This is a genomic window from Maricaulis sp. B-26 (assembly GCF_056857855.1).
The window spans coordinates 123,275-139,056 of sequence record NZ_JBSXNX010000018.1 but is presented as its reverse complement, the minus strand read 5'-3'; the positions used below and the strand labels follow the sequence as shown (position 1 = coordinate 139,056).

General features: G+C 65.9%; 17 protein-coding genes. 10 read left to right on the top strand and 7 right to left on the bottom strand.

Going from position 1 to position 15,782, the window contains the following annotated elements; translation table 11 throughout:
• Window positions 1-72 precede the first annotated feature (72 nt).
• Together AC13HB_RS05685 and AC13HB_RS05680 are read left to right on the top strand one after the other, a co-directional pair.
• Entirely contained in the window at window positions 73-1,224 is a 1,152-nt protein-coding gene (locus AC13HB_RS05685; RefSeq protein WP_482948767.1) for a bifunctional 2-C-methyl-D-erythritol 4-phosphate cytidylyltransferase/2-C-methyl-D-erythritol 2,4-cyclodiphosphate synthase, read from the top strand.
• The gene (locus AC13HB_RS05680) at window positions 1,221-1,721 is read left to right on the top strand and encodes a CinA family protein (RefSeq protein WP_482948766.1); all 501 of its coding nucleotides are present in this window, start codon (window positions 1,221-1,223) and stop codon (window positions 1,719-1,721) included. Before AC13HB_RS05685 ends, AC13HB_RS05680 begins: the two co-directional genes overlap by 4 nt.
• On the opposite strand, the gene AC13HB_RS05675 is transcribed toward AC13HB_RS05680, so the two are convergent.
• Window positions 1,695-2,192: a type II toxin-antitoxin system RatA family toxin gene (locus AC13HB_RS05675; protein ID WP_482948765.1), complete on the bottom strand. Its 498-nt coding sequence runs from the start codon at window positions 2,190-2,192 to the stop codon at window positions 1,695-1,697. The two genes, AC13HB_RS05680 and AC13HB_RS05675, sit on opposite strands and share 27 nt — an antisense overlap.
• Window positions 2,193-2,217: 25 nt before the next feature.
• Window positions 2,218-3,216, bottom strand: coding sequence for a lipoyl synthase (gene lipA / locus AC13HB_RS05670; RefSeq protein ID WP_482948764.1), 999 nt, complete (start codon window positions 3,214-3,216; stop codon window positions 2,218-2,220).
• Window positions 3,217-3,462: 246 nt separating this feature from the next.
• Here lipA and AC13HB_RS05665 point away from each other — a divergent pair, with 246 nt between their 5' ends.
• Window positions 3,463-4,239, top strand: coding sequence for an SET domain-containing protein-lysine N-methyltransferase (locus AC13HB_RS05665; RefSeq protein WP_482948763.1), 777 nt, complete (start codon window positions 3,463-3,465; stop codon window positions 4,237-4,239).
• Window positions 4,240-5,109: 870 nt separating this feature from the next.
• Here the strand turns inward: AC13HB_RS05665 and AC13HB_RS05660 are convergent.
• The 3 genes from AC13HB_RS05660 to xseA are packed head-to-tail and all read right to left on the bottom strand — an operon-like array spanning window position 5,110 to window position 7,817.
• The gene (locus AC13HB_RS05660; RefSeq protein WP_482948762.1) at window positions 5,110-6,054 is read right to left on the bottom strand and encodes a M23 family metallopeptidase; all 945 of its coding nucleotides are present in this window, start codon (window positions 6,052-6,054) and stop codon (window positions 5,110-5,112) included.
• Window positions 6,051-6,281 carry a DUF2093 domain-containing protein gene (locus AC13HB_RS05655; RefSeq protein WP_482948761.1) on the bottom strand — a complete coding sequence of 77 codons (231 nt, stop codon included), beginning with the start codon at window positions 6,279-6,281 and terminating at the stop codon, window positions 6,051-6,053. Before AC13HB_RS05655 ends, AC13HB_RS05660 begins: the two co-directional genes overlap by 4 nt.
• Before the next feature lie 60 nt (window positions 6,282-6,341).
• Window positions 6,342-7,817 carry an exodeoxyribonuclease VII large subunit gene (gene xseA, locus AC13HB_RS05650; RefSeq protein ID WP_482948760.1) on the bottom strand — a complete coding sequence of 492 codons (1,476 nt, stop codon included), beginning with the start codon at window positions 7,815-7,817 and terminating at the stop codon, window positions 6,342-6,344.
• 144 nt (window positions 7,818-7,961) lie between these two features.
• On the opposite strand from xseA, the gene purD reads away from it, so the two are divergent.
• From purD to AC13HB_RS05625, 5 genes are all read left to right on the top strand, one after another.
• Entirely contained in the window at window positions 7,962-9,239 is a 1,278-nt protein-coding gene (gene purD / locus AC13HB_RS05645) for a phosphoribosylamine--glycine ligase (protein WP_482948759.1), read from the top strand.
• A gap of 104 nt (window positions 9,240-9,343) precedes the next feature.
• Window positions 9,344-10,642: a metal-dependent hydrolase family protein gene (locus tag AC13HB_RS05640; RefSeq protein WP_482948758.1), complete on the top strand. Its 1,299-nt coding sequence runs from the start codon at window positions 9,344-9,346 to the stop codon at window positions 10,640-10,642.
• Entirely contained in the window at window positions 10,639-11,703 is a 1,065-nt protein-coding gene (locus AC13HB_RS05635) for a phosphotransferase (protein ID WP_482948757.1), read from the top strand. The genes AC13HB_RS05640 and AC13HB_RS05635 overlap by 4 nt, the downstream gene beginning before the upstream one ends.
• A 27-nt stretch (window positions 11,704-11,730) precedes the next feature.
• Entirely contained in the window at window positions 11,731-12,486 is a 756-nt protein-coding gene (locus AC13HB_RS05630) for a TSUP family transporter (protein ID WP_482948756.1), read from the top strand.
• Window positions 12,483-13,067: a GNAT family N-acetyltransferase gene (locus tag AC13HB_RS05625; RefSeq protein ID WP_482948755.1), complete on the top strand. Its 585-nt coding sequence runs from the start codon at window positions 12,483-12,485 to the stop codon at window positions 13,065-13,067. Before AC13HB_RS05630 ends, AC13HB_RS05625 begins: the two co-directional genes overlap by 4 nt.
• Here the strand turns inward: AC13HB_RS05625 and AC13HB_RS05620 are convergent.
• Window positions 13,064-13,507: a hypothetical protein gene (locus AC13HB_RS05620; protein ID WP_482948754.1), complete on the bottom strand. Its 444-nt coding sequence runs from the start codon at window positions 13,505-13,507 to the stop codon at window positions 13,064-13,066. The two genes, AC13HB_RS05625 and AC13HB_RS05620, sit on opposite strands and share 4 nt — an antisense overlap.
• 128 nt (window positions 13,508-13,635) lie before the next feature.
• Entirely contained in the window at window positions 13,636-14,136 is a 501-nt protein-coding gene (tadA, locus tag AC13HB_RS05615) for a tRNA adenosine(34) deaminase TadA (protein ID WP_482948753.1), read from the bottom strand.
• Between the two features lie 14 nt (window positions 14,137-14,150).
• Between tadA and AC13HB_RS05610 the strand changes: the two genes are divergently transcribed.
• Together AC13HB_RS05610 and rsmD are read left to right on the top strand one after the other, a co-directional pair.
• On the top strand, window positions 14,151-15,194 hold the full coding sequence (locus tag AC13HB_RS05610) for a pseudouridine synthase (protein WP_482948752.1): 1,044 nt from the start codon (window positions 14,151-14,153) through the stop codon (window positions 15,192-15,194).
• 4 nt (window positions 15,195-15,198) lie between these two features.
• Entirely contained in the window at window positions 15,199-15,759 is a 561-nt protein-coding gene (gene rsmD, locus AC13HB_RS05605) for a 16S rRNA (guanine(966)-N(2))-methyltransferase RsmD (RefSeq protein ID WP_482948751.1), read from the top strand.
• The last annotated feature ends 23 nt before the right edge of the window (window positions 15,760-15,782 follow it).

Below are 15,782 nucleotides of genomic sequence, written 5' to 3'. Positions count from 1 at the left end.
ATCCGTGAAGAGCGTCGTAAGCCCAACAAGCTAGCGGGCTTGCTGCGCTGCGGCAATGGATGAGAACCTCATATGAAAATCGGTGCTGTCATCGTGGCCGCGGGCCGGGGCGAGCGGGCGGGCGGCGGTCTTCCCAAACAGTATCGCGCCCTGCTCGGCCGGAGCGTGCTTGCCCGGACGCTGGACCGGTTCGTGGCGCATCCCGCAATCGACAGCCTCGTCGTCGTCACCAATCCGGCTGATGCCGCCCATTTCGGTGAAGTATTGCAGGAAATGGGATGCGATATCCCGGCAGTGGACGGCGGCGCGACCCGTACGGCTTCCGTGCGAGCCGGTCTCGATCACATGCGCGCCCGGGCCGTGGATGCCGTTCTGATCCACGACGCCGCGCGCCCCTTCGTCAGTGCGGAGTTGATCGACCGGATCATTGCCGCGCTGCAGCACGCCCCCGCTGTCATTCCTGCACTCCCGGTGGCTGACGCGCTGATGAAACTGGACGCGGACCAGCGTGTCACCGAGCCTGTCGACCGGACCGGCATGGCCGCCGCGCAGACGCCGCAGGCCTTTCACCTGACGCCGCTCCTGACCGCATACACTCAGTTGGGTGAGCGCGCCCTGCCCGACGACGCCGCGGTGATCATGGCCGCGGGCGGTCAGGTGGAGACGGTTCCGGGCGATGCATCCAACTTCAAACTGACCCGTCCGGAGGATTTCCGGCGCGCCGAGGAGATGCTGATGAGCCAGGCTGTCACGGTTACCGGGCATGGTTTCGACGTGCACCGGCTGGAACCGGCCGAGGCGATGTGGCTGTGCGGCATCGAGATTCGGGCCGGGCTCGGCCTGGTGGGCCATTCGGACGCCGATGCCGCCTTGCATGCCGTGACGGATGCCGTTCTCGGCGCGGCCGGAGCCGGCGATATCGGCGAGCATTTCCCGCCCTCAGACCCGCAATGGCGCGGGGCGGCTTCGGATCGATTCCTGGATCATGCGATCTCGCTGCTTAAGAAAGCGGGCGGAGAGCTCGTCCATGCCGACCTCACCATCATCGCGGAACGCCCCAGGATCGGTCCTCACAAGGCCGCCATGCGGACGCGACTTGCCGAGATCACCGGACTCGATGAAAGCCGCGTCAACATCAAGGCGACCACGACCGAGCGCCTCGGCTTTACCGGCCGGGGTGAAGGCCTGGCCGCGCAGGCGACCGTAACCGCGAGACTGGCATGATCTTCCCCGACTCTCTTCTCGAACAGGCCGAAACCCTTCTCGACCGGGCCCGCACGGCCGGTGTCATGATCGCCACTGCAGAGAGCTGCACGGGCGGTCTGGTGAGTGGTGTCCTGACTGAAATCCCTGGTTCGTCCGATGTCGTGGACCGCGGCTTCGTGACCTATTCCAACGAGGCGAAGACCGAGATGCTCGGCATTCCGGCGCGGGTGATCGAGGCGAATGGCGCGGTGTCCCAGGAAGTCGCCCGGCGCATGGCCGAGGAAGCCCTGCTCCGTTCCAACGCGGATCTTGCCGTGGCAATCACGGGCGTGGCCGGTCCTGGCGGCTCGGAGCACAAGCCGGCCGGGCTCGTCCATTTCGCGCTGGCCCGTCGCAACGGACCCACGCAGACCGATGTTCACCGCTTCGGCGGTCGCGGCCGCGACGCAGTCCGGCTTGCCAGTGTGGCGACCGCGCTCGACTTGCTCTCAGAGGGCGTCGATTTCTTCGGATAGATCCAGAGAAGGATCGCCTGCCGGCTCGTAGCGGCGGTTCGCTTCGGCGGAGAAACGCTCGACCAGCATGTGGGCGGCCCGGCCGCGATTGGTCTCCAGCAGCATTTGCAGGATCGCGTTCTTGAAAGCCGCGCGGATCGAAAATTCGACCAGGGTCGACCCGTCCGAGAGGGCGTGGAACCGCCAGGCGTTTTCCAGAACGCGAAACGGGCCGGCGACGAAGCTGACATCGATCGTTCGTGCTGCGGCATCGGCCAGCACACGCGAGGTGAAGCGTTCGGCGACGAATTTGTAGCGGACCCGTGCTTCCGCCGTCAGATCGGTCAGCGGACCGTCATGGCTCTCGCGAAGAATGCGCATCGCCGTGATCTGACTGATGAAATCCGGATAAGTCCGCACATCCATGACCAGCTCGAACAGATCGTCCGGAGCATGAAAGAGGCGCAGGCGTTCCCTTGTCTCGACGGTCACGGCTCCACTCCCCCTCGGCCGGATGTCAGCCGCGTGCCAGCATGGCGTCTCGGGCCGCTCGCAGCTTGGCGAAATCGTCTCCGGCATGGTGGCTGGACCGGGTCAGCGGCGTGGCGGAGACCATGAGGAAGCCCTTGGCGCGGGCGATGGTCTCATAGGCCTTGAACTCGTCCGGCGTCACGAAACGGTCGATCGCCGCGTGCTTGCGGGTCGGCTGGAGATACTGGCCGATGGTCAGGAAGTCGATGCCCGCGGACCGCATATCGTCCATGACCTGCATGACTTCTTCCTTGGTCTCGCCAAGGCCGACCATGATGCCGGACTTGGTGAATTGCGAGGGATCGCGATCCTTCACGCGCTCGAGCAGACGCAGGGAGTGGTAATAGCGGGCGCCGGGGCGGATGGAGAGATAAAGCCGCGGCACGGTTTCCAGATTGTGGTTGAACACGTCCGCCTTGGCGTCGATGACGCGCTCGGCAGCGCCCGGCTTGCGCAGGAAGTCCGGCGTCAGGATCTCGATCGTCGTGGAGGGCGTCGACGTCCGGATCGCCTCGATCACATCGACGAAATGCTGCGCCCCGCCATCGTCGAGATCGTCCCGGTCGACCGAGGTGATGACGACGTGCTTCAGCCCCATTTCGGCCACGGCATCGGCGACACGGCGCGGCTCGCCGCTATCGACGGCTTGCGGCAGCCCGGTCTTCACATTGCAGAAGGAACAGGCCCGCGTGCAGGTATCGCCGAGGATCATGAAAGTGGCATGCTTCTGATCCCAGCACTCCCCGATATTCGGGCAGCCGGCCTCCTCGCAGACAGTGACGAGGCCGCCTTCCTTCACGATTTTCTGGGTTTCGTTGAAGGTCTTGCCCAGAGGCGCCTTGACCCGGATCCAGTCAGGCTTGCGCAGAACGGGCGAGTCCGGACGCTTCTGCTTTTCCGGGTGGCGCGCGGCACGTGCTTCGGAGGCGGCCTGCGAGCTCGAAGCCGGACGGGGCGAGGACGTATTGTCGATCAGATTGGCCATGGGCGGGACATAAGCCCTGAACGCGCATGCATCAAGCAAGAGGCGCGGTTGGCAGGTTTGCGCCGGACGCAGAGCCCGGACCTGGGTCGGCATATGTATAATCCGCCTTAACCCTGCCTCCGCCCCATGCTCAATCTTCGCTTGCGCAGCATGAACGACTCACTAGCATCAAGGCCATACTTGCATGCGCGGGCACAGAGCCGGGTCCCGCGGATTGTGTGTCGACCGGCAAGGTGAGTGCGTACCGTGAGCGATCAAGGGACAGAGGCGCGTGAACGTGCGCCCAGCGGGGATCAGATAGCGGCAGCTGCGCTGCGCTACGAAACCGGAGAACGCTATCATATCGGCTTCTTCATCGATCCGGACGGAAAGCGCACCTATGACCGGCTCAGGCTCTCTCGCACGCCTGGCGGCTATACCGGCGAACTGATCCGCCTGGCCGGTCGCAGCGCGACCCCGGTTCGTTATCAGGTCCATACCCTCAATGGCGAGACTGGCAACGGCCTCGATCTGGAAATTGCCCCGGTCGATGGCGGACCGTCGGAGCGTTTGCGGGTAAGCCTTCATGACGATCTCGCAGCCGGAGGCGCCGCTTTCGAAGGCACGCTGGAAGGTGTGGGCGACGCTCACCCCCTGCCCCGCCTCGCCTACGTGCTCGAGGACGCCCCCGCGGTCAGGCTCGAACCGAGCCCGACTCATGGCTGGGGCGTGGCCAGCATCGCACCGGTCGAGGAAGGCATGGTGGTCGCCAAAGTGCATGGCCCCTTCAGCGACACGCAGACGCCCTACTCCTTCCGCACTTCGGGCGTGCGGCATATCGAGCCGACCGGCTACGGGCATTTCGTGAACCATGCCTGCGAGCCGAGCTGCAAGATCGTCTACGACGCAGACACCCGCCCCTGCCTCGTCGCCGTCCGCGACCTGGCCGCAGGCGAGGAAATCACCTTCGACTACACGGCCACCGAAGGCGACCTCGCCAACGCCTTCACCTGTCTCTGCGCGGCCAATACCCACAAGGTCTGAAGAGAAGAATTATTCGATCTCACGGCAGTCCGCTTCGCGGACGCCTCCGATGGGGCGGCCCACAAGGGCCGGCGCGCAGTCGCGCTTGCGGGACCGGGGGTCCCGGTTCGGCGCCTCTTTCGTCTTCCCCCTCTCGCGGGGGTAGTGGGCCGGCGCGAAGCGGCGGGTCGAAGGGGGCACTCGGCGCCTCATCCTGCACCATCCCCCTCCGTCCCTGCGGGACACCTCCCCCGGTGGGGGAGGACGAAGCACCGATAGCGCCACGGCGTTGCCGCCTGGCGGTATGAGGGGTGCAGGATGCCGGCTGATGCCGGTGCGTATGTGTAAGTGTGAGTGACATCAGGGACATCCTGCACACGGAGATTTACCGGAGCCCTTACGGGCTCCCTCTCGAAACCGGTCTGGACAGACAGTCAGCGCTTTTGCTGCCTCTCCGAACCGATGGCCACCACCGGGCCCTGCTTTGGTCAGTCAGCAGGGACGGGCAGGCTCCGTACTCCCCACACCCCCGGCGAACCAGGCCGGGCCTCGAGCGGTGCGAGAACGGGGGTGAGTATGAGGCAGGTTTGGAGGGTGGGGATAAGTTCGATTCAAAACGCGCCAGACTTGTCATCCCGGACACATGCCCGGCCCTGAGCCGGGCGGAGATCCGGGACCCATAATCCAGGTGCTGGCCGGAAGAAGACGCGGCGTGGATAGAGAGTCCGCTTCGGGGAGAATTTCGCGTTTATGGGGGCCGGCGCTGCAGCCCGACTGCGCGGGCTCTCCGGCCGGGAAGACAATGGGAGGCCCGTCCGACCGCGCAGAAGCGCCCCGCGCAGGCGGGGGAGGAATACAGGACATGACAAGGATGCCGGAAAACTCCGGTCCCTACCCCTCGCTGCGGAAGCGGCCCAGGTCCAGTTCCAGCATCATGGCCGGGTCGACGTAGAAATCGTCATTGATCTTCACGCGCCAGTCGAGATGCGGACCGGTCGCCCGGCCGCCGGCACCGATTTCGCCGATCAGCTCGCCCTGCTCGACCAAATCGCCCTCGCTGACATGAACCGCGCTCATGTGAAGGAAGAGGCTGACCAGGCCCTGGCCGTGATCGAGGAAGACCAGGCCGCCCTCGTAATACATGTCGTCCTCGGCGAGGATGATGCGGCCGCCGGCGGGCGCCACGACGGGCGTGCCGGTATCGTTGGCCCAGTCCAGACCCCAGTGAGGATTACCCTCATGCCCGTTATTGTAGACGCGGGCGGAGCCGTAGACCCCGGTCGTGATGCCTTCGGACGGGCGAATGAACCCGTCGAGGAAACCCTGCCCCTCCCAGCGCGTCGCCAGGGCTGCCCGCTTCTGGGCATATTCGCGCTGCCGGCGCGGCAGCGTGCTTTCGTCCGGCGTCACGGTCGCCTGCGGCACACCGTTCACATGCTGGAGCACGTATTCGCGCTGTTCGATGGAGACGTCTTGCGTGATCTGGCCGGCACCGCCATCCGCACCCTCGTAATCGATCTCGAGCGACAGCGTTTCCGGGGCGTCCCGCGGAATGCCGAGAACCGCGACGCCGTCGGCATCGGCCGTGGTTTCCATCTCCCCGAAGCGGACTCGGGCACCGGGCATGAAATCGCAGATCAGAAGCGCGCCTTCGCGCATCTCGCCGATGCAGAAGCTCGAGGGAGAGGCCGCCATCAGCATGGCCCGTTCCGCGTCCGACGAGACCGTCTCACCGGCATCGGGAGACTGGGACGCGATCAGATCGCCGATCGGATCGGTGGCCGGAACATCGCCGACCGCCTGGGCCAGGAGCATGGCTGCGAGCGGTGCGATCATTGGCCCGGCTCCGCGTGCAGCTCCTTCCAGCGTGCCCCCGCGACCAGAACATCGCGATAGGCCTCCTGCTCATCGACATTCCAGTAGCGCAGATCGGCGAGCGGAATCTCGTCGCCTGTCACAGCACAACGCACGAAGGCCCCCGCCTTGAGGATGATGAAATCGGCATCGCCATACTCGAGGATGGCTTCGCCCTGGAATTCTTTGTCGAAGCTGAAATCAGTCATGGAGCCCGTCTATCATGCGATCCAGCCTGAGGGGAGTGGGTAAAGGAAGTCCCCGGGCTCTCAAAAGAGCGTGCCCTGTCCTTCCGGCGGCGATTTCGGCTTTGCCTTGCGTTTGCGCGGCGGTCTGGCCGGGACAGACGGCGCATTGACGACTGCGGGGGGCGAATCAGTTTCGGCGCCCGCCTTACCGTCGCCGTCGATCACCGCCTTGCGTCGCGTATCGGCGAATTCGAGCTCCACGCCCGCTCCCGAAGCGAGCGAAGCGCCGGCCCGGACCAGCGCCCCGTCGGCATCGCGTACCAGCACGAAACCGCGATTGAGCACGGATTTGTGGCTCAGCGAGGCGAGGCGCGCCGCCCATCCGTCCAGCGACCGCCGGCGGTCCTGCGCAATGCGCTGCATTGCCGGACTGAGCCGCGCGCTGCGATCCGCGACCCGCTCGCGGCGCTGGCGGATATCGCGGTTCAGCGCAGCCGGTTTGAGCCCGGCCTGGAGAACGAGGAGTCTGGACCGCTTTTCAGCCGTCGTGCCCAACAGAGCCGGATCGAGCCGGTCGGAAATCATGTCGAAGCGCTGGCGCTTCAGGTCGAGCAAGGCCGCCGGGCGCGGCAGGCCGCGTGCGGCCGAGCGCAGCTCGGTGCGGCGACGTTCGATCAGGCGCGAGAGCGACGATACCAGCCGGCCGGAAAAGGCCTCGATATCGGCTTTCAGCTCGGCGCGGACGGGCACCGCCATTTCCGCAGCGCCGGTCGGCGTTGGCGCGCGGCGGTCGGCCGCATAGTCGATCAGGGTCGTGTCGGTCTCGTGGCCCACGGCGGAAATAAGCGGGATCTCGCTCTCGGCCGCCGCCCGCACGACGATTTCCTCGTTGAACCCCCAGAGATCCTCGATCGAGCCCCCGCCGCGCGCGACGATCAGCACGTCGGGGCGCGGTATGGGACCGTCCGCAGGCAGGGCGTTGAAACCGCGAATGGCGTCGGCGACCTGCTGTGCCGCGCCATCGCCCTGGACCAAGACCGGCCAGAGCAGGACATGTCGCGGAAAGCGGTCGCCGAGACGATGGAGGATATCCCGGATCACCGCACCGGTGGGCGAGGTCACGACGCCGATCGTGCGCGGCAGAAAGGGAATGGCCTTCTTGCGTTCCGGTGCGAACAGCCCTTCCGCGGCGAGCGCTTTCTTGCGCTCTTCCAACAGCGCCATGAGCGCGCCGGCACCGGCGGGTTCCATCGTGTCGACGATGAGCTGGTATTGCGAGCGGCCCGGATAAGTCGACATCCGGCCCTCGATGATCACTTCCAGCCCTTCTTCGGGCCGGAAACGGAAACGCGCCGCCGTCCCCTTCCAGGCGATCGAGGCGATCACGGCGCGCTCGTCCTTGATGTCGAAATAGACATGGCCCGACTTGGCGACCACGACACGTCCCAGTTCACCGCGCACGCGGACATGGCCGAAAGCGTCCTCGACCGTCCGCTTCAGCGAGCCGGCCAGTTCGGAGACCGTGAATTCGTGGATGTTTCCCGAGGGATCGCTCATACGGACTCTGGTAGGATGGAATGCGGGTGATCGCAACGGCATGGCGGCACGCAACACCACAAATCGGCCGGGCGCGACAGTTGGCGGACTCGCGCCGCGTCGGGCTTTGGGTTAGCTAGGTCGCAACTTGACCAAGAGGTTCGCATGAAAGTTCTGGTGATCGGTTCGGGCGGGCGTGAACACGCCCTGGTTTGGAAGATTGCACAGAGCCCGCTGACGACGGCCCTGCTGGCCGCCCCGGGCAGCGCGGCCATCTCGGAGCTGGCAAGCTGTCACGACATTCCGGTCTCCGACCTGGACGGCCTCGTCGATCTCGCAAAGCGCGAATCGGTCGATCTCGTGGTGGTGGGTCCGGAGAACCCGCTCTGCGATGGCCTTGCCGACCGCCTCGGCGAAGCCGGCATCGCCACGTTCGGCCCCTCCAGGGGCGCCGCCATGCTGGAAACCTCCAAGGCGTTCGCCAAGGATTTCTACGCCCGCCACAATGTCCCGACGGCCCGCTACGGGACGTTCACCGACGCGGCTGAGGCGAAGGCCTTCCTCGATACGCTGGATCCCCCCTACGTGCTCAAGGCCGACGGTCTGGCGGCCGGCAAGGGCGTCGTCATCGTGCAAGACCGCACCGAGGCGGAATCCGAGATCGAGGCCTTCCTGTCCGGCAAGTTCGGCGAAGCCTCGAAAACGCTGGTGATCGAGGAATTCATGGCGGGCGAGGAAGTTTCCATCTTCGCCCTGTGCGACGGCGAAACCGTCCTCTTCTGCGGCGCGGCCCAGGACCACAAGCGGGTCGGCGAAGGCGATACCGGACCGAATACGGGCGGGATGGGCGCCTATTCGCCCGCGCCGATCGCCACGCCCTCTCTCATCGACACCGCGATGAAGACCATCATCGAACCGGTCGCGAGGGGCCTTGCCGCTGAAGGCACGCCCTTCAAGGGTGTGCTGTTCGCCGGGCTGATGGTCACCGAAGACGGTCCGAAGACGGTGGAGTTCAACATCCGTTTCGGCGATCCGGAATGCCAGGTCCTGATGATGCGCATCGAGAACGATATCCTGCCCTATCTGTGCGCCGTCGCAGAGGGCACGCTGGACGAGATGATGCCGGTCGACTGGTCGCCGGAACCGGCCATCACCGTCGTCATGGCAGCCGAGGGCTATCCGGGCAGCTACGAGAAAGGCTCCGTCATCAAGGGCATCGACAAGGCCAATCTGATGGAAGGCGTCAACGTCTTCGAGGCCGGAACGGGCCGCAATGCCGACGGCGAGATCACCGCTCAGGGCGGCCGCGTGCTGAACGTCACCGCCTCCGGCGAGACGCTGCACTATGCCGTGGAGCGCGCCTATGCCGCCGTGGACCAGATCGACTGGCCGCAGGGCTTCTGCCGCCGCGATATCGCCTGGCGCGCGCTCAAGACGCATTGAGCGCGGGAGGCGTAACACAACACGTGGCCTGCCCGGTTTGACTTCCCCGGACTTGTCGGCATCCTGCTGCCCGCATACCGAAAAACCGAAACGGGGAGCCCATCATGATCCGCACCGCCCTGGCCGCGTTGACCGCGGTCGCAATGAGCAGCGTGTCGTCGCTTGCACAGACTGACGAGCCCGCACCGCTGACCGTTGTCCATGCCGGTCACCTGATCGCAATTCCCGGCGAAGACCCGCTGACCGAACAATCGATCCTGATCCGCGGCGAGCGGATCGAGGCGATCGAGGCCGGTTATGTGTCGCCCGAGGGCGCTACCATCGTCGACCTTTCGGACGACTGGGTGATGCCGGGCTTCATCGACAGCCATGTCCACCTGCTGTCCGAGCTCGGGCCGGGCCGCCGCTTCAACATCTTCACCGAGAATTCCGCCGACCTGGCCTTCGACGGTGCGATGCATGCCCGCCGGACCCTGCTGGCCGGCTTTACCACCGCCCAGGATGTCGGCGGCGATTTCGCGGCCATCACGGCGCTGCGCGATGCGATCGAGGATGGTGACGTCATCGGCCCGCGCCTGCGCGTCTCCGGCACGTCGGTCACCCCGACGGGCGGTCATGGCGATATCAACGGCTTCGCCCTCGACGTCATGCACCGGTTTTCCAGCCCGACCGCCTGCGACGGTCCGGACGACTGCCGGCGCGCCGTGCGCGAACTGGTCCGCGGCGGTGCCGATGTGATCAAGATCACCGCGACGGGCGGCGTGCTGTCCGACACGGCAGCCGGGGTCGAGCGCCAATTCTTCGACGACGAGCTGGAATCCATCGTCGAGGCCGCGCACATGATGGGCCGCCGCGTCACCGCGCATGCCCATGGCGTGACCGGGATCAACGCCTTCCTCCAAGCCGGCGGCGACTCCATCGAGCACGGCACCTATCTGGACAATGACAGTATCCGGCTGATGCGCCGCAACGACGCCTACCTCGTACCGACCGTCCTGGCCGGCGTGACGGTTGCGGAACTCGCCGAGACGGCCGACTTCATGACCGACAATCAGCGCGCCAAGTCCCGCGCCGTCGGTCCGCAAATGCTGGACATGGTCCGCCGCGCCCATGAGGGTGGCGTCACCATCGCCTTCGGCACCGATAGCGGCGTCTCGCGTCATGGCGACAATGCGCGCGAGTTCGAGCTTTATGTCGAAGCCGGCATGACGCCGATGGAGGCCATCGTGACCGCGACGATCAACGCCTCGCACCATGTCCGCATGGAGGAAGAGATCGGCACGATCGAGGCCGGCAAGTTCGCCGATATCGTGGCCGTGGACGGCAATCCGCTGGAGAATATCTCCGAATTGCGGGATATCGATTTCGTCATGCAGGGTGGACAGGTGCATCTGAGCGAATGAGCGAGATCGACGACAGCTTCTCCGGCACCAAGCCGGTCGTGGACGCGCTGGCCTTCGACGAGGCCGCGCTCGCCACATGGATGAGCGAGCATGTGAGCGGGTATGAAGGCCCGCTGACCGTGCACCAGTTCAAGGGCGGACAATCCAACCCGACCTACAAGCTGGACACGCCGGGCAAGTCCTACGTGCTGCGGCGCAAGCCCCCGGGCAAGCTTCTGCCCTCGGCCCATGCGGTGGACCGGGAATTCCGCGTCATGAGCGCACTGGGAGAGGCCGGTTTCCCGGCCCCGGTCATGCACGGTCTGTGCATGGACCGGGAGGTCATCGGCACGGAGTTCTACATCATGGACTTCGTGGAGGGCCGGATCTTCTGGGATCCGCTCCTGCCCGATCTCGACAAGGCGGAGCGCGCGGCGATCTACGACGCCTCCAACGCCACGCTCGCCCATCTGCACTCGATCGATCACGAGTCCGCCGGGCTGGGCGATTACGGCAAGCCGGGGAATTACTTCCAGCGCCAGATCGGCCGCTGGTCGAAACAGTACCGGGCCGCCGAAACCTCGACCGTCGCGTCCATGGACAAGCTGATCGACTGGCTGCCAGAGGCTGCGCCGGAGCAGGAGCGCACCAGCGTGGTGCACGGGGATTACCGGCTCGACAACATGATCTTCCATCCGACGGAACCGCGCGTGATTGCGGTTCTGGACTGGGAGTTGTCGACGCTGGGCGACCCGCTGGCGGACTTCACCTACCAGCTGATGGGCTGGGTCATGCCGCCGGAGATTCGCAATGGCATGCTGGGCGTGGACCTGCCGGCGCTGGGTATTCCTACCGTGGAGGAATACACGGCATCCTATTGCGAGCGGACCGGGCGGGACGGCATTCCCGAGCTCGATTTCTATTTTGCCTACAACATCTTCCGTCTCACCTCGATCATCCAGGGCGTGTACGCGCGGGCGCTTCAGGGCAATGCCTCCAACGCGCGGGCGATGGAGATGGGTGCCGCCGTCGAACCCATGGCAGACGCGGCCTGGGATTTCGCGAAGAAGGCGGGCGCCTGATAAGGCGCCCGTTTGCGGCCCTGCACCATGACCGGCATCTTCGCCCCCATCATCCTCCTCGTCAGCGTGCTGGGCACGGCCTTCATCTCGGGCGTGTTCGGCATGGCGGGCGGGCTCATCCTGATGGGCGTGCTGGCGGTCATCCTGCCGGTTTCTGCCGCGATGGTCGTGCACGGTGTGGTGCAGAGCATCTCCAACGGATGGCGGGCCATTCTCCTCATCCGCTGGATCGACTGGCGGCTGCTTGCGATCTTCCTCGCCGGATCGGCGGTGGCGGCCCTGGGCCTCCTCTTCGCCGCCTTCGAACTGTCCAAGCCCTGGCTCTTCGTCATTCTCGGCCTGGTGCCCGGCGTGATCTGGGTGCCGCGTTCCATCGTCCATTTCGATGCGGCCAGACCGTCTCATGCGGTGCTCTGCGGTTTCCTCGTTACCGGACTGAACACGGTGGCCGGCGTATCCGGACCGCTGCTCGACGTCTTCTTCGCCGATACGCGCAAGGACCGGCGGACCATCGTGGCGACCAAGGCGGCGACGCAGGTGGTCAGCCACGGCGTGAAGATCGCCTATTACATCCTGCCCGCCCTGGGCGCCGGCGCCCTGCCGAACGCCTACTGGCTGATCGCCGCCGCGCCGCTGGCCATTATCGGCACGACCCTCGGCGCTCGGGTTCTGGCGGCGATGAGCGACGTCCAGTTCCGCGCCTGGACGAAATGGATCGTCAGCGGGATCGGACTCATCTACATCGGACGGGGCCTTACCCTGCTGCTGACGGGACACGCATGAAGATCGAACCGCTCACCCTGGAAAACGGCATCGTCCGGCTGGAACCCCTGACCGAGGCCCATCGCGAAGCGCTGCGGCCGCTCGCGAACGAGACCGAGCTCTGGGCGTTGACCTCGCTGCGGGCCGACGGGGCACATTTCGACAACTGGTTCGACCTGATGCTGGCGGGTCAGGCCGCCGGCACGCAGATCTCCCATGCCGTTCGCCGGACCGGCGACGGACAGGTCGTCGGCCACAGCGCCTATCTGACCATCACGCCGGCTCACGAGCGGCTGGAGATCGGCTGGACCTGGTATGGCAAGGATGCGCGCGGAACGGCCATCAACCCCGCCTGCAAGCATCTCCTGCTCGGCCGCGCCTTCGCCGGCGGCGCCCAGCGCGTGGAGCTGAAGACGCATCACCGCAATCTGCGCTCCCAGCGGGCCATGGAGAAAATGGGCGCCACGCGCGAGGGCGTGCTGCGCCGTCACCTGAAATGCTGGAATGGCGAGTGGCGCGATACCGTCTGGTATTCGGTTCTGAAAGAGGAATGGCCGCAGATCGAGCCGCGCCTCCGCGCACGGTTCGCACCGACAGCCTAGCCGTTAAAGCAGGTTTCGCCCGTACCGATCAGCCGGCCGCCGCGGATCTCGAACTCGGTCCGGCCATTGCCCTCGACGACCATATCCGCCGGCAGACCCGGCATCAGATATTTCGTCTCGGCCGGCGCTGCGCGGAGGGATGCGCGGATCACCAGCCGGCCCGTAGCCGGTGCTGCGGGCGTCGGCCGGACGATGGAACCGGGACGATCCATGACCCGCACCGTGCGTGTCGTTTCAAGCTCGAGATCGGAACCGATCACGGAAATCTCGCCATCCTCGATGAAGATGTCCTGATCGGTCCATTCGCCCGATGCGTCGACGATCGTGACATCGCGCAGCAGGACGGGATCGCTGGCACAGACAAGCGTGGCGGCCTGGACGGTGGCACCGGATGTGGCGAGCGCCGAAGCGAGAACGAATTTGATCAGGATACGGCGCATGGCCCGACTCCGAGGTTGAGCTTCCTCTTCGTCCGCACACGGCCCAATCTCAAGCCAAGATTTTGTGACAACTACGGAATATCACGAAACCGTCACACTCAGACCGGGATCAAACAGGCCGGGATCAATCAGGCCGGTTTCGCCTTGCGCCGCGCCTTGAAGAACGCCTTGAGAAGTCCCGCGGCCTCATCGCCCATTACGCCGGACACGACGTCCGGCCGCCAGTGACAGGTCGGCTGTTCGAAATAGCGAGGACCATGCGCGATAGCCCCGCCCTTGGCGTCGCTGGCACCATAGACCAGCCGCCCGATCCGGGCATGACTGATCGCGCCGGCGCACATGGCGCAGGGCTCCAGCGTGACATAGAGCTCCAGTCCGGTGAGACGGTAATTGCCGCGTTTTTCGGCGGCCCGGCGCAGGGCGAGGATTTCTGCATGGGCCGTCGGATCATGCGTCGCTATCGGGCGGTTATGCGCTTCGGCGACGATCTCGTCCGTGGCCGGATCGACGACGATCGCCCCGATCGGTGCCTCGCCAGCTTCAGCTGCGGCTTGCGCGAGGCGTAGCGCCGCCTCCATAAACCGTGTATCGCGCGTGTTATCCATTCCCGGCGGGTTAGAGCGCCGCATCGAAAGGGTCAAGCTTGACCGAGACAGCCGACAAGTCCGCTCCCGATTCCGAGCGTATCGCCAAATTCCTCGCCCGCGCCGGCGTGGCTTCGCGCCGCGAGATCGAGCGCATGATCGAGGATGGCCGCATCAAGGTGGACGGCAAGACGCTCGACACGCCCGCGTTCAAGGTGACGGGACAGGAAAAGATCGAGGTCGACGGCAAACGGGTCGAACCGCCCGCAGCCACCAAGCTCTGGCGCTATCACAAGCCGACGGGTCTCGTGACCACGCACTCCGACCCGGAAGGCCGCGAAACCGTGTTCGAGAAACTGCCGAAGGATATCGGCCGCGTGATCTCGATCGGCCGCCTCGACCTGACCTCGGAGGGCCTGCTCCTCCTGACCAATGACGGGGCGCTTGCCCGCGCCCTGGAACTGCCCTCGACCGGCTGGACCCGCCGCTATCGCGCGCGCGCCTTCGGCACGATCGACGAGGCCGCGCTCAACAAGCTGCGCGCCGGTGTCACGGTGGAAGGGATCAAGTACGGTCCGATGGAAGTCGAGGTCGAGCGCGAGACCGGCTCGAATATCTGGCTCGAGGTCGGCATCAAGGAAGGCAAGAACCGCGAGGTCCGCAAGGCCCTCGACTCGGTCGGACTCAAAGTCAATCGCCTGATCCGGACGGCCTACGGCCCCTTCCAGCTTGGTCAACTGGCCAGGGGCGAGGTCAAGGCCGTGCCCTCGCGCGTGCTGCACGATCAGTGCGGCCATCTCATGGACGCGGCCAGCGCACCGGTCGGACAGGCCCGTGCCAAGCCGAAGCCCAATCGCCCGGGTCAGAAACCGGGCCGCAAGCCCGGACACAAACCCGGCCAGAAACCGGGCCAGCGTGCCTTGGGCGGCCCCGGCCAGCCCGGACGGCCCAGGCGCGAAGTCGACGACAGCCTGATCGAGGACGCCCGCAAGGGCCGGCCCGTGGACGCCAAATCCACTCGCGCCCGCCGCAAGCCCGACGGCACACCGACCGCACGCCCGGCCCCGCGCCGCGGCGGCGGCAAGCCGCGCGGCCGGAGCTGAACCGATGCGCATCGTCGGCGGCAAGCACAAGGGCCGCGCCATCGTGGCGCCGAAGGGACGCTCGACGCGCCCCACGACCGACCGGACCCGCGAAAACCTCTTCAACGTGCTCGAACATGCCGACTGGGCGCCGGCCATCGAGGACGCCCGGGTGATCGATCTCTATGCCGGATCCGGCGCGCTGGGCCTTGAAGCCATGTCGCGCGGCGCCGCCTTCTGCCTCTTCGTCGAGATGGCCGCCGAGGCGCGCGGGGCGATCCGCGACAATATCGATACGCTCCAGCTCTTCGGTCACACGCGCCTCCACCGCCGCGACGCGACCGCACTGGGCGAGAAGCCCGCCAATCTCGGCGCGCCCTTCGATCTCGTCTTCCTCGACCCGCCCTATGGCAAGGGACTGGGAGAAAAGACGCTGACGCGGCTGATCGAGGGCGGCTGGGTCAGCGACGATGCCGTCGCCGTATTCGAGGTGGGCGTGGATGAAGACCCGGAAACGCCCGGCTGGGAACGCCGGGTGGTGAAGGAGTACGGGGCAGCGAAAGTGCTGTTTCTGGAGCGGGAATGAGGGACATGTACCTTCGGTACGTG

Bases quoted from the DNA above. Each gene is read 5' to 3' on its own strand.
- AC13HB_RS05685 (WP_482948767.1), top strand. From the start codon at position 73: ATGAAAATCGGTGCTGTCATCGTGGCCGCGGGCCGGGGCGAGCGGGCG.
- AC13HB_RS05680 (WP_482948766.1), top strand. From the start codon at position 1,221: ATGATCTTCCCCGACTCTCTTCTCGAACAGGCCGAAACCCTTCTCGAC.
- lipA (WP_482948764.1), bottom strand. From the start codon at position 3,216: ATGGCCAATCTGATCGACAATACGTCCTCGCCCCGTCCGGCTTCGAGC.
- AC13HB_RS05660 (WP_482948762.1), bottom strand. From the start codon at position 6,054: ATGATCGCACCGCTCGCAGCCATGCTCCTGGCCCAGGCGGTCGGCGAT.
- AC13HB_RS05655 (WP_482948761.1), bottom strand. From the start codon at position 6,281: ATGACTGATTTCAGCTTCGACAAAGAATTCCAGGGCGAAGCCATCCTC.
- xseA (WP_482948760.1), bottom strand. From the start codon at position 7,817: ATGAGCGATCCCTCGGGAAACATCCACGAATTCACGGTCTCCGAACTG.
- purD (WP_482948759.1), top strand. From the start codon at position 7,962: ATGAAAGTTCTGGTGATCGGTTCGGGCGGGCGTGAACACGCCCTGGTT.
- AC13HB_RS05640 (WP_482948758.1), top strand. From the start codon at position 9,344: ATGATCCGCACCGCCCTGGCCGCGTTGACCGCGGTCGCAATGAGCAGC.
- AC13HB_RS05635 (WP_482948757.1), top strand. From the start codon at position 10,639: ATGAGCGAGATCGACGACAGCTTCTCCGGCACCAAGCCGGTCGTGGAC.
- AC13HB_RS05630 (WP_482948756.1), top strand. From the start codon at position 11,731: ATGACCGGCATCTTCGCCCCCATCATCCTCCTCGTCAGCGTGCTGGGC.
- AC13HB_RS05625 (WP_482948755.1), top strand. From the start codon at position 12,483: ATGAAGATCGAACCGCTCACCCTGGAAAACGGCATCGTCCGGCTGGAA.
- AC13HB_RS05620 (WP_482948754.1), bottom strand. From the start codon at position 13,507: ATGCGCCGTATCCTGATCAAATTCGTTCTCGCTTCGGCGCTCGCCACA.
- tadA (WP_482948753.1), bottom strand. From the start codon at position 14,136: ATGCGGCGCTCTAACCCGCCGGGAATGGATAACACGCGCGATACACGG.
- rsmD (WP_482948751.1), top strand. From the start codon at position 15,199: ATGCGCATCGTCGGCGGCAAGCACAAGGGCCGCGCCATCGTGGCGCCG.